Genomic DNA, 12,962 nt, shown 5'->3' on the forward strand with positions numbered 1-12,962 from the left:
TTATGGCTAAATGACTATTAAAAGAAGAAAAGTTAAAAATAATAAAAATAAGTAAAATTAAAACAATTGATAAAACCGCATTAGAGTATGGTATTGGTCGATCATCAATAAAAGAATGAATTAAAGCATATAAATTATTAGGTGAAAAAGGTTTAGAATATGGCAATGGAATTCGTGCTAAAAAAACCAAAAGAACAGGTCGACCCAAATCTTTAAATTTTAATGAAATGACAAAACAAGAATTAATTGAATATATTGAGGCAATGAACGATATAAAAAAGTATTTAGAAAAATCGACAAAAAAGAAGAAATATTTTGTGATTTTCTCATTGAAGAAAAAATATCAGATTAGTTATTTATGTTGAATATTAAATGTTTCAAAATCAGGATATTATAAGTGAATTAAGAATGGAATGAATGAATTTAATAAATGAGATACATTTTTAGCTAATATAACTTGAATTGTAAATATAAATGGGACAAATGGGACAGTTTTTAAAATAATTGTATTAAGTCTATTGGGCTTTTATAAGATAGTGATTTTCTGGGTCTAGAATTAATTTGAAATGCTATAGCATTTAAGTCTTTTTGTTTATATAAAGATAGATCTGTAGATTTTGGTAAATATCTTCTTAAAATACCATTATTATTTTCATTTAAACCTCTTTGACAAGGTTTGCCAGGATCTGCAAAATAAATCTTAACATTGCAAATTTTTTCGATTAATTTTCATTTACTAAATTCTTTACCACGATCAAAAGTAATAGTTTTAACTGTTCCTTTTTGTAACTTTGAAATAAATTTTATTATACTTTTTGTAATATTTTCGGTAATGTTTAGTAATCTGTGTAACTTACAAAAATAACTATGTTTAATTAATTCTAGTAAATATAATTAAATGACTAGAAAGAGTGAGTTACAGATGGCTAAAAAGCAAAATATTAATAATAATGATCCAATATCAAAAGCAGTAGATTTATTATTAGAAAATACTGAAGATTTAACAACAGTTTTTAAAGAGGGAGGATTGTATAAAGAATTAACAAAAAGATTAGTAGAAAAAATGTTGAATTCTGAGATGCAAAATTATTTAGGATATGATAAGAATCAACATAGTAATAGTGACAATGCTCGTAATGGTATAAGTTCAAAAAAATTAATAACTCAACAAGGTAAAATTGAGATTGATGTACCACGAGATCGCAATAGTAATTTTAATCCTGTAATAGTTGCAAAAAGACAAAGAAGATTTGAAGGTTTTGATCAACAAGTTCTTTCTTTATATGCAAAAGGTATGACATTATCAGATATTAGAATGCAATTACAAGAGTTATATCATGGTGCTGATATTAGTGAAAGTGTTATTAGTCAAATTACTGATGATGTTATTGATGATGTAAAAGCATGGCAAAATCGACCATTAGAAAGTGTCTATCCGATTGTTTATTTTGATTGCATAATAGTGAAAGTACGACAAAATAAAAGGATTATTAATAAATCAGTTTATATAGCTTTAGGAGTTGATTTAGAAGGTAAAAAAGATGTTTTAGGTTTATGAATTAGTGAAAATGAAGGTGCTAAATTTTGATTAGCAAATTTAACAGAAATGAAAAATCGTGGCTTAAATGATATTCTTATTGCCTGCAGTGATAATTTAACAGGCATGTCAGAAGCAATACAATCAGTTTATCTTAAAATAGAACATCAATTATGCATAGTTCATCAAATTAGAAATAGTTTGAAATATGTCTCATATAAGCATAGAAAATCTCTAGTTGCAGATTTAAAACCAATTTATACTGCATGTAGTGAAGAACAAGCAATGCAGGCTTTAGAATCCTTTGAAAATAAGTGAAATAAACAATATCCTCAAATTGCTAAATCTTGATATAAAAATTGAGATAATTTAATTGTTTTTATTAGTTATCCTGCAGAAATTAAAAGAGTGATTTATACAACAAATGCTATTGAATCTGTAAATAGTCAATTACGAAAAGTTATCAGAAATAAAAAAGTTTTTCCTAATGATATGGCAGTTTTTAAAATATTTTATTTAGCAATTGAAAATATAACAAAAAAATGAACAATGCCCATTCAAAATTGAAATACAGCAATTGCTCATTTTATGATAAAATTTGAAGATAGAATTAATCTAAACTAGTACTTTGTAAAACAAAGATACACAGATTACATAAAAGCCTCTTATTAATTCGTCCTCTAGTTTCTTTTCGTTTATGAGGTTTATTTTTTCCTTTTCTCAATAAGTTATTTTCATCAAAACCCATTCGATTTGTTTTAAACATGTTATATAAAGTTTTTGTTGAAATACTTTTTATTTTATTTTCCTTTAAAAAATTAGCAATTATATCAAGCGCATAATTTTTAGTAATTAACAAATAATTAATAGTATTAATTTCTGTTAAAGTTAAAATTATTAATTTTCTACCTGCATTTTGCTTCTTTTTTTGAATTTGATTCAATATTTCTAATGGTAATAAGTTTTGATTTAATAATCTGCAAACTCTATGTACAGTTGATTTACTATAATCAACAGCTTTTGCTATTTTACGAATTGAAAATTCATAACTTTTATATTCTTTTATTGCTATTATTGATTCAATAGTCAGATACTTATACATTGTGCTAATTCCTTTCTTTTCTTAATTATAGAATTAACACAATTTAATTTTTATATAAATGTCCTTTTTAATTTTACAATTCAGGTTTTTTAAACAAAATTTATTAAAATAAAATCTATTATTAAAAAGGGATTTTTATATTATCCATGTGGTTCAAATGTCGGATGAGGTACATTTTCTACTTTAGAATTAATAATATTTTTATTTCAAGGAATTACTTTATAAAATACATAAGCACAAATAAAATCAGCTGATTTACTTAAACACGAAATCATAATTACCATTTTAATACTTAAGTCAGTTCACTGCAATAAAGCAAAAGTAATAAAAATATCAATAAATCAAATTAAAAATAGATCAGCAATACTAATAATTAAAGTATAGCCACCAGCATAAAGAAAACTAAATAATGGTTGCATCATATTAATGAAAAAATAAGTTACTGCTGAAAAAGCCATATATCAAACTGCAAGTTTCATAGCATTATTAGATAAATTTGCAAATAATACTTTTGGAACTCAAAAAGCACTACCCAAAATAATTAAAGCAATAACAGTTGAAATAGCAAAACTCAATTTTAATATCTTGTTAGCATTTTCTTTAGCCAGTACTAGTTCTCCTGAACCTAACTTGCTACCAACAGCATATCCAACTAAAGCATTATATCCCCTAAAAGTAGAATAAAAAATAGCAACAACACTACCAACAATTTGCACAGCAGCAACAACTTCAGTATCACCAAAATGAGAATATAAAGCCGTTAACATTACTACTGAAACACCAAATAATACTTGACTAGCAAATAAAGGAATAAAAGTAATAATATATTTTTTATGTAAATCTTTTGTAAATTTAAAAATATTTCAATTAGGAGCATAAATTGGTTTTTTATAAATTAAATAACCTAACAATATAAAACATTCTACTGCTCTTGAAATAATTAAACTTATTGCTAATCCTTCAATACCTAATTGTGGTCCCCCACTATATGGTAATGATAAAATACAAACTAAAAATGTATTTAAGAGTAATGAGCAAATAGAAGTTATCAATGGTGTTTTAACATTACCACATGTATTCATAGTAATTGACATAATAAAAGCAAAACCTAACAATGGGTAATTTCAAGCAATTAATTTACTATATTCTTCAGCAATACCAATAGCATTTTGATGAGAATTATCTTCAGCACCAAGAATTACTCCCATAATTTGTTTGCTAAATAATTCTAATATTACAACAAAAAATATTGAAAAAATTAAAGTATAAAATAATTTTATATTAGTAGTTTCTTGAATTTTCTTCTTATCTTTAATACCTAAATATTGAGCAGTAAAAATATTACCGGTAGCAACGATAGCAAAAAAGATATATCAAACCATATCATAAATATTACTTGATGATGCAACTCCAGCAATAGCATCATCATTTCCAAATTGACCAACCACAAAATTATTCATTAAGTTTATTAATGTTTCAATTAAAGATTGTGCACAAATTGGAATCATAAATAATAATGCCATTTTATAAAAGTTTAAATTATCTTTGTTTAATGTTTTCATATTATCTCACCCAATTTAAAAATTTAATATAATAAAAAAAATATTAATGTTATTATTTAATATTTTGTTATATTTTTAACGAATAATTGCTTGAAATTTTTTCTTTAATATTTCTTGAATAATACTTATTTGTCCACTTACTTTTGTTTCATCTAATTGTTCTTCTTGACTATTAAATTTCAAATTAAAAGTTAATGAGTGTTGATGTTGTGATTTTAATTTTTCATCATTATAAAAATCTACCAAAGATATTTGTTCTAAAAAATCAATATTTACAAATATTATAGCATTTTTTACATCAGAAAATTGAATATCGCTATTAACAATAATTGATATATCACGACTTAAAGAATTAAATTTTGATCAAAGCTTAAATTTAGAAACTACTTTTTGTTGTTCTTCTATGATTTTAACTAACTTACTACAATTAATTTCTGCTAAGAATATTTTTTCAACATTCATTATTTTTTCAGTTTGTGGATGCAGTGCGCCAATAGTAGCAATATGTTCTTGCTCATAAAAAATATCTGCGCTTAAATACGGATGCATTAAAGAATTATTATTTGTTTTATAAACAATAGAGTTAAATAAATTTGGCATAACTTTTGCTAAAAAACCATCTAAAAAACCTTTAATAAAATAATACGTACTATTAGTAACTTTATTAGTATTAATTTTTGGTCAAAAATTATCCATAATCATAAAAGCTAAATGATGATTATCATCAGTTTCATCACCTGTATAAATAGTTTCATCAGTAAAAATTTTTAATTGTGTTTCTTTACGTGCATAATTATATTGACAAATTCTTAATAAACTATCTGTCAAACTAAAACGCATAACTTCTCTTGTTAATGTCAAAGGTGCTTCTAATTTTACAGGTATTTTATATTTAAAAAAATTAAAATCATTTAATATTTGCATACATGTTAAGCTATATGTTTTTACTTGATTAAAACCATAACTTGTTAAATGTTGTCTTCACTTCATCATTAAATTTTCCATTGCCGTTGGTGACTTAAATGATACATTAAATTGTGGTTTAATAACTGGTAATTTATCATATCCAAATACTCTTGCAACTTCTTCACTAAAATCATTAGCATTATTTAAATCACTACGATGATTAGGAACTGTTACTTTTAAAATTTCTTGATTTTTTGCATCAATTTCAATTTGACAACCAATAATAGTCAAATAATTAATTATTTCATTAACCCCAAAATTTGTACCTAAAATTTTATTAATAAAATTAAAATTAAAATTGATCACTTTTGTTTTAACTTGATAAGGAACATCATTACTAAAACCAGTAATTTCATATTTAACTTGTAATTGTCCTAAAATAAACAAATAACGTTGTAAAGCAATTAAATAATAATCAGGAACAACTGGTCTTGTTAAACGTTCTAATAATGTATTAATAAGAGCACCATGTCGCTTTGCTTGTTTACTCATTAAGGTAACATCAGGATTAATTGAAAATATAAAAACTTCTTTGGAACTTGGTTTAACTTCATATTCAATATTATGACTAACTCCTAAAACACTAAAAGCCAAATATTTATCGTGTAATAAAATATCACCCTCTTTAATTTGCAAATTACCTTCTGGGTATGATTTAGGTGAAATATTTAAAGATGGTTTTTTTAAAACATCGGCACTAAAAGTAATTAAGGGTTGACCCAATTCTAACATTACTAAATGAATAATATCTTCTGATAAAGTTTTGGGTACAATATTTGCAAGTTGTAGTGTTCTTCTAATTCAAATTGGTGTTATTACAGATTTATCATCAAATTCAATCTTTAATGTTGCTAAAGCTTGAATTTTACCATTAAGAACACTAACTTGACTTTTATTATCAAATTTTCCTATACTACTAACTTCCATGTTTTTTAAAGGAATTTTAAAATAACCGTTTAATTCTCTAGCAATACTATAAATCCCCAAACAATCACTACGATTTACTGTTAAATCAATAAAAAAAATTGTATCATCTAAATTTAAATATTGTAATGGATTAATATTACCAACCATTGCATCATCTGGTAAATGAATAATACCACTTAATTCTTCTTTATTCTGAACAATACCGCTTAATCCTAATTCTGTTAATGAACAAAGCATTCCTGAAGAAACAACGTCTTGAATTGTTCTTTCAACAATAGTAAGACCATTACCTAAAGTACTTCCTATCCTTGCTACAACAACTTTAATACCAATAACTACATTTGCTGCACCACAAACTATAGTTAACATTTCAGTGCCTACTGTTACTTCACAAATATTTAATTTATTTGATTTAAGATGTTTAGTAATTTTAGTAATTTGACCAACAACTAAGTTTGTATTACTGAACATTAAATTTTTTACTTGATCAACCTCAAAACCTAAACTATTTAAAGCATCAACGATTTCATAATCTTTAATGCTATTAATATTCAATCACTGCGAAATGATTTTACGTGAAACTATCATTTTATTTTATACTCCTTTTAATTTTTAAAATTGTTTTAAGAATCGAAAATCATTATTATAAAATAATCTGATATTGTCAATGCCATATTTAATCATAGTAATTCTTTCAATGCCTACACCAAAGGCAAAACCTGCTGTTGTTTCATCTAAACCAGCAGCAATAAAAACATTTGGATGAATCATACCAGCACCTAAAACTTCAATTCAACCAGTATACTTACATAATGAACAACCTTCTGTATTACATTTTGGGCAACTTACATCTACTTCAACTGAAGGCTCCGTAAATGGGAAATAACTAGGACGTAATCTTGTTTTAGTTTCCATGCCAAAAAATTGCTGACAAAAATAATTTAATGTTCATTTTAAATTTGCAAAAGTAATATTAGATCCAACTAAAAACCCATCAACTTGCATAAATTGGTGAGAATGAGTAACATCATCATCATCTTTTCGATAAACATTTCCTAAACTAATAATAGCCGTGGTTTCTTTTGAATTTTTATCTTGCTCGCTAAGAATGCGTGCAGTCATATTTGTAGCGTGTGTTCTTAATAATCAACGATTAAGTTTGTCATTATTATTTTCAAGATAAAAAGTATCTTGCATATCTCTTGCTGGATGATCAAATGGTAAATTTAAGCGATTAAAATTATATTCTTCATTTTCTACTTCATTACCACTAATGATTTGATAACCCAAATTTTTAAAAATTTCAGATATTTCGGTAACAGTTTTTAATAAAGGATTGGTGTGACCAATATTAAAATCAATACCCGGTAGTGTTAAATCAATTTCTGAAGATTTAAGACGCTCATTAATGTTATCTTTCTCAATTTCATTAAATTTTTTTATTATATATTCATTAATTTCTTTTTTTAATTTATTAGCTGCTTGACCAATTTCAATTCTAAAATTATGAGGAAACTTTTCTAAAGATTTTAATATATTATTAATATCCGAATTTTTGCCTAAATATTGTGATTTTAAAACTTGCAATTTATGTAAATCAGCAACTTCATCAATATTATTAAATGCTTGCTGTCTAATAATTTCTAATCTTTTTTTTAAATCGTTAACCGCTAACATTTTATTCCTCCATTAATTTATTAATATGTATAATTAAATTTTTATAATTAAAAATAAGTATAATTTATTTTAATATATTACTAGTAAATAAGCAATACGTTACTATTGCTACACTTGTTGCTAAATTTAATGATTCAACATTAAAAGAAGTTGGAATAAAAATATTACTATTAATTTTATCTTTATACTTTTTATTAATACCTTGTCCTTCATTGCCAAATAAAAAAGCATTCTTTTGCTTAAAGGTAATTTCAGATAAATTAGTACTATTATCTTCATGTAGAAATGTACCATAAATCATATAATTTGCATTTTTTACTTTTAATAAAAATTGATCAAAATTTTCATAATACACATTAGTATAAAAAATAGCTCCTTGACTTGCACTAATTACTTTGTGATTATATAAATCAACGCTTTCATTTGATAAATATACTTCAGAAATATTAAAAGCAGTAACACTGCGTAAAATATTTCCTAAATTACCTGGATCTTGAATTGTATCAATTAGAATAATATGAGAAGAATAAAAATAATTTAAAGGTTTAACAATATTACAAACGCCAATTATTGGTTGTGGTGTTTTTTGTTGTGAAATTTTTTTAATAATCATACTATTTACAACAATAACTTCAATATTATTACAAGTTTTTAATAAATTTGCATATTTGTCTAAATACTTCTCATCAACATATACTGCAAGTAATCTTTTTTTTAATAATGCAATACTAATTAAATGTTCTCCTTCAATTAAAAACTTTTTTTTAACATTGCGATGTTTTCTTTCATGTAATAAAACTAATTCTTGAATTATTGGATTTTTAAGTGAGGTTATTTGTTTCATCCATAACTCCTTGTTTTAATATTTTTTGACAATCTTGAAAATCTGGACAATATTGAGCAACAAAATTTCAAAATTTTTTTTTATGATGAGCATGAATTATATGCGTTAACTCATGAATTATAACATAATCAATTACAGCATAATCAAAATGAATTAATTTATAATTAAGTGTAATGATTTTAGTATTTGGTTGACAAACACCTCATTTATTTAACATCGAACGAATTTTTAGTACTGAAAACTCAATATTCATAATTTCTGATCAATATTGTAAGCGACTCATAAAAATATTTTTTGACTCTTCTTTTAAAAATTTTTGAATTTTAATTAATATTTGCTTATCATCTTGAATATTTGTGCATACTACCAAATTATTAAATTCAAAATAAATAATGGTTTTTTTTGAATGATACTTAGTAATTAATTTATATTTTTTACTTAAAAAATAAAGATAACTGTCATTATTATTAATAACAATATTAGGTTTTAATATAGTTTTCTTTTTTAAAATTTTAGGTAAACTTTTTAAAATGAAATCTTCAATTAATTTTTCTTGCATAAAAAATGGAGCACTAATAATAATTTGATCGTTACGCACTTTTAAATACATATGTTTTTGTTGTTTATATGTAATAATGTACTCTCATTTTGTATTATTATAATTGAAAATTTTAACATTAGTCATTTTAATCTCCTAAATAAAACGATCACTTATTTCCATTAATAATTTTGTGATTGTCGTAAATGATTTATTTCATTTTTATAAATATAACAAGAAATAATGTCTTCACTATTAAAATTACATTTTTTACCAATTGTAAAATAAATATTTAATAATTCAAAAAAATCATTACTTGATTTTGATTTAAAAAGAGTTGTAACAAAAGCAAATAAATCAATGAATGCAAGATTAAGATCTTGATAATTTGTTTTTTCTGAAAAACTAAAATTTTGAAAATCAATATTAAGGCTATTACCGATACTAAGAATAAAATGAAGACTATCAATATATTCTTCAAGCATTACTGATTTTTCACTACTTGGTTTTGAACTTCAATATTTAAAACATCTTTGTTCATTTGCAAATTCACCTAATTCAACTAAAAGTGCTAAAAATCTAGAATTTAATGTTTTAATATCGCTAACACCACGATTAATAATTATTTTTTTATCTAACTCATTTTGAAGTTGGATAATTGTTGAAAATTGTTTTGAATTTAACATAATTAACTCACTTTCTTTTTTTTAATTATTAATTAAGATTTCATTATTTTCTTATCTTTTAAATTTAATTTTTTATAAAATTTTGTAATTAATGATTTTTTATCTTTGTAAATAGGATTAATTTTTGTTCCTTTTTCTAAATAAAAAGGAGATAAAGTTTTTATAATAAAAATATATGTTAAAACTAGTAATGAAATACCAAAAACACACATAAATGTAAAACGTAAAATTGGTAACCACACTGAAGTGTCTAATACTTTTTTACCAAAACTTGCTGTATAACCAGCATTACCAATAAATAAGTAATTAGTACCAAAAGAAGTATTAAAAATAAAAACACCACTACCAAATAAAGTTAAATATAATATACTTTTTTTGATATATATTTTGTCATATTCAATATGACCATATAAATATAAAAGTAAATAAGAAAAAAGAATAATAATATGAATAAAATAATAATTTCAATAAAGAAAATGTTGTGGACCAAAAACTCATTTTGTTTTATCTGGTAATAAAAATGCAAAAATAACAGGACCAATTAAAGGAAAAGTAATATTAAATAAACTTTTATTAGGAATTATTAATAGTATACCACTAGTAATATTTAATACCGAACATAATTGAAAAGGAAAATAATCATACCATTGATAATTATCACCATTCAATCCATGCACAATATAAAAACTAATATATAAAAGTATTTGAAAAATACCTAAACTACATTTAAAACTATAGCACTTACTTAAATTAGCATAAAACCTTTTAAAAATAAATAAACTAATTATCAAGAATAATGATATAGATAAGCCAATTCAATAATACATACCAAATAAAGGATTAATAACTGCTTGTGGATTACCATCAAAAAATCCAAGAAAAACAAATTGCATAATGGCCCCCTCTTTTTTTAAATTTCTTTCTTATTTTTATACTAAGAAGCGAATTTATTTTTAATTTTACCATTAAATATATTATAAAACAAAGTTTGTGATAAAAAAATATTCTTTGAAATTTATATTAAATACATTTCTAAAACTTATCATAATTATATAAATTAAAAACACTTATAATAAATTTAATTTATTTCAAGTGTTTTTAATTTATATAAAATTTTGCAATTAATTATTTTGCTAAAGCAGATTTTGATGCCAAAACTAATTTTTCAAATTCTTCTGGTTGATTAATTGATAACTCAGACAATATTTTACGATTAAGATTAATATTAGCTTTATTTAAGCCATCAATAAAACGTGAATATGATAAATCATAATTACGAACAGTTGCATTAATTCTTTGAATTCATAACTTGCGAAACTCACGTTTACAATTTTTACGATCACGATAAGCATATGCTAATGAGTTCATTACTTGTTCATTTGCTGTACGATATAAACTATGTTTTGCTCCATAATATCCTTTTGCTGCTTTTAGTATTTTTTTACGGCGATGATTAGTTGTATAACCGCCTTTAACTCTAGCCATTTATTTTGTCACCTTCCTAAATTAAATCTTTTAAACGCTTATAGTCAGAAGCAGATACTTCACTTCACCCACGTAATTGACGTTTTTGTTTTGTTGTTTTATTTTGAGCTAAGTGAGAAACAAAAGCACCACTACGCATTCATTTACCACTTCCTGTTACTTTAATTCTTTTTTTTAAAGCTTTTTTTGTTTTCATTTTTGGCATATTTTACCTCCTATTGTTAATTTTCTTGATTTTTCTTTTTTGGAAAAAGATAAATAGTTTGTATATTTTTTTCTTTTTTATCAAAGTTTTTATCATAAATACAAATATCTTCTAATTCTTTATAAAATTTTGTAATTACTTCAAATCCTGCTTCAGGATTATGTAATTCACGACCACGATATTTTAATGTAACTTTTACTTTGTTACCATTACTTAGAAATTTACGAGCCTTATTTGCCTTTGTTTTAATGTCATTGTTATCAATAACAACACTTAGTCGAATTTCTTTTTCTTCAACAATTGTTAATTTTTGTGCTTTTTTAACTTCTTTTTCCTTTTTTTGTTGTTCAAAACGATATGTATCAAATTTAAACATTTTACAAACAGGTGGTTTAGCATTTGGTGATATACATAATAGGTCATATCCTAAATCTTCTGCTTTTTTTAAAGCATCATTTTTTTTCATTAAACCATAATTAGTACCATCATTACCAATTAATAAAAATTCATAAAAGGGAATATTACTATTTCATAAATTATCATTATTTTTAAAAGCCATACATACCTCCTTTAATTTGCATAAATAAAAGTGTGCTAAAACGCACACTCACCACTACAAAACTTTATTTTAAAAATAAAAATTTAAAGCATTGAACCTATAACAACTTAGCTATCAGGTGAGCGTAAAAACTACTTTCTTTATGTCAAGTATTATTATATTAGATTTTTAATAAATTACAAGATTTTTTTAATATGTGGACGAATAAATATAACGGATAGATTTTCTAACTTCAAACAAAAAAAATAGCAAATCTAAATATTTGTTTACTAAATTATACCACAAATTTTAAGAATGTTAAAAAATATAATTATAAAATTACATTTAAATAACACAAAAATCCTAATCTTAAAATTAGAAATAAAAAATATTAAATTGTATTATTTTAAGCACTATTAATATAATTTCTACTATTTAAATAATTGGCTCTAGCCATTAACATATTAATTAACGTTGGATAAGCATATATTATTGCACCTTTAGTTTGAGATTTAACTAAATGTTGAATGTCACTTTCAGCACTACAAACAATATTTCAACTAGCAGGTTGATTAATAATGCCTTCTTTATTATTTTCAAAAATTCTTAAAGTTTCTTTATTTACTTTAGTTTCAATTAAAAATGCTATTAATTCATCATATTGACTATTACAAAAATACTTTCAAGCCTTTAAAAAGTTTTTTAAATTTTCTGGATTAACTTTATTTTTTCTTTTATCATATTTAGGGACTTTCCTAAAAACTGTGTTTTTTAAATAAATTTTAGTTGTAAAATCACTAAGTTACACAGATTGCTGGAAAGTCCCGATTTTAATATAAATATTTATTTTTAATAATTGAGATTTATTAAAATATTTTTAATTAAATTTTCATTT

12 protein-coding genes and 2 pseudogenes are annotated in these 12,962 nt (G+C 23.5%); 2 read left to right on the top strand and 12 right to left on the bottom strand.

The window, feature by feature from the left end; translation table 4 throughout:
- The first annotated feature begins 2 nt into the window (after positions 1-2).
- A complete protein-coding gene (locus ACQH20_RS05050; RefSeq protein ID WP_425376754.1) occupies positions 3-554 on the top strand; it encodes a hypothetical protein in 552 nt (183 codons plus the stop codon).
- On the opposite strand, the pseudogene ACQH20_RS05055 reads toward ACQH20_RS05050, so the two are convergent.
- A pseudogene (locus ACQH20_RS05055) lies at positions 496-831 on the bottom strand (IS30 family transposase); the annotation flags it as partial. The gene ACQH20_RS05050 and the pseudogene ACQH20_RS05055 overlap by 59 nt on opposite strands.
- Positions 832-922: 91 nt before the next feature.
- Between ACQH20_RS05055 and ACQH20_RS05060 the strand changes: the two are divergent.
- Complete coding sequence (locus tag ACQH20_RS05060; RefSeq protein ID WP_425377586.1) at positions 923-2,161, top strand: IS256 family transposase; 1,239 nt, start codon at positions 923-925, stop codon at positions 2,159-2,161.
- Between the two features lie 43 nt (positions 2,162-2,204).
- Here ACQH20_RS05060 and ACQH20_RS05065 read toward each other — a convergent pair.
- The 11 genes and pseudogenes from ACQH20_RS05065 to infC all read right to left on the bottom strand — a co-directional run.
- Positions 2,205-2,639 (bottom strand): annotated as a pseudogene (locus tag ACQH20_RS05065) (helix-turn-helix domain-containing protein); the annotation flags it as partial.
- Positions 2,640-2,779: 140 nt separating this feature from the next.
- Positions 2,780-4,201: an MATE family efflux transporter gene (locus ACQH20_RS05070; protein ID WP_425376755.1), complete on the bottom strand. Its 1,422-nt coding sequence runs from the start codon at positions 4,199-4,201 to the stop codon at positions 2,780-2,782.
- 75 nt (positions 4,202-4,276) lie between these two features.
- Positions 4,277-6,682 carry a phenylalanine--tRNA ligase subunit beta gene (gene pheT / locus ACQH20_RS05075; RefSeq protein ID WP_425376756.1) on the bottom strand — a complete coding sequence of 802 codons (2,406 nt, stop codon included), beginning with the start codon at positions 6,680-6,682 and terminating at the stop codon, positions 4,277-4,279.
- 24 nt (positions 6,683-6,706) lie between these two features.
- Positions 6,707-7,771, bottom strand: coding sequence for a phenylalanine--tRNA ligase subunit alpha (pheS, locus tag ACQH20_RS05080; RefSeq protein ID WP_425376757.1), 1,065 nt, complete (start codon positions 7,769-7,771; stop codon positions 6,707-6,709).
- Between the two features lie 64 nt (positions 7,772-7,835).
- Positions 7,836-8,615, bottom strand: a complete 780-nt coding sequence (locus ACQH20_RS05085; protein WP_338959038.1) for an RNA methyltransferase — start codon at positions 8,613-8,615, stop codon at positions 7,836-7,838.
- Positions 8,593-9,300 carry a M48 family metallopeptidase gene (locus ACQH20_RS05090; RefSeq protein ID WP_425376758.1) on the bottom strand — a complete coding sequence of 236 codons (708 nt, stop codon included), beginning with the start codon at positions 9,298-9,300 and terminating at the stop codon, positions 8,593-8,595. Before ACQH20_RS05090 ends, ACQH20_RS05085 begins: the two co-directional genes overlap by 23 nt.
- Before the next feature lie 35 nt (positions 9,301-9,335).
- The gene (locus tag ACQH20_RS05095; protein ID WP_252320316.1) at positions 9,336-9,839 is read right to left on the bottom strand and encodes a dUTP diphosphatase; all 504 of its coding nucleotides are present in this window, start codon (positions 9,837-9,839) and stop codon (positions 9,336-9,338) included.
- 32 nt (positions 9,840-9,871) lie between these two features.
- Positions 9,872-10,732: a hypothetical protein gene (locus ACQH20_RS05100; RefSeq protein ID WP_425376759.1), complete on the bottom strand. Its 861-nt coding sequence runs from the start codon at positions 10,730-10,732 to the stop codon at positions 9,872-9,874.
- 232 nt (positions 10,733-10,964) lie between these two features.
- Complete coding sequence (gene rplT, locus ACQH20_RS05105) at positions 10,965-11,324, bottom strand: 50S ribosomal protein L20 (protein WP_425376760.1); 360 nt, start codon at positions 11,322-11,324, stop codon at positions 10,965-10,967.
- Between the two features lie 16 nt (positions 11,325-11,340).
- Positions 11,341-11,529 (bottom strand): 50S ribosomal protein L35, encoded by a 189-nt coding sequence (rpmI, locus tag ACQH20_RS05110; protein ID WP_174480739.1) that lies wholly within the window; start codon positions 11,527-11,529, stop codon positions 11,341-11,343.
- 16 nt (positions 11,530-11,545) lie between these two features.
- Entirely contained in the window at positions 11,546-12,088 is a 543-nt protein-coding gene (gene infC, locus ACQH20_RS05115; RefSeq protein WP_174480738.1) for a translation initiation factor IF-3, read from the bottom strand.
- Between the last annotated feature and the right edge of the window lie 874 nt (positions 12,089-12,962).

This window comes from Spiroplasma endosymbiont of Aleiodes alternator (genome assembly GCF_964031135.1).
GTDB lineage: Bacteria > Bacillota_I > Bacilli_A > Mycoplasmatales > VBWQ01 > Spiroplasma_E.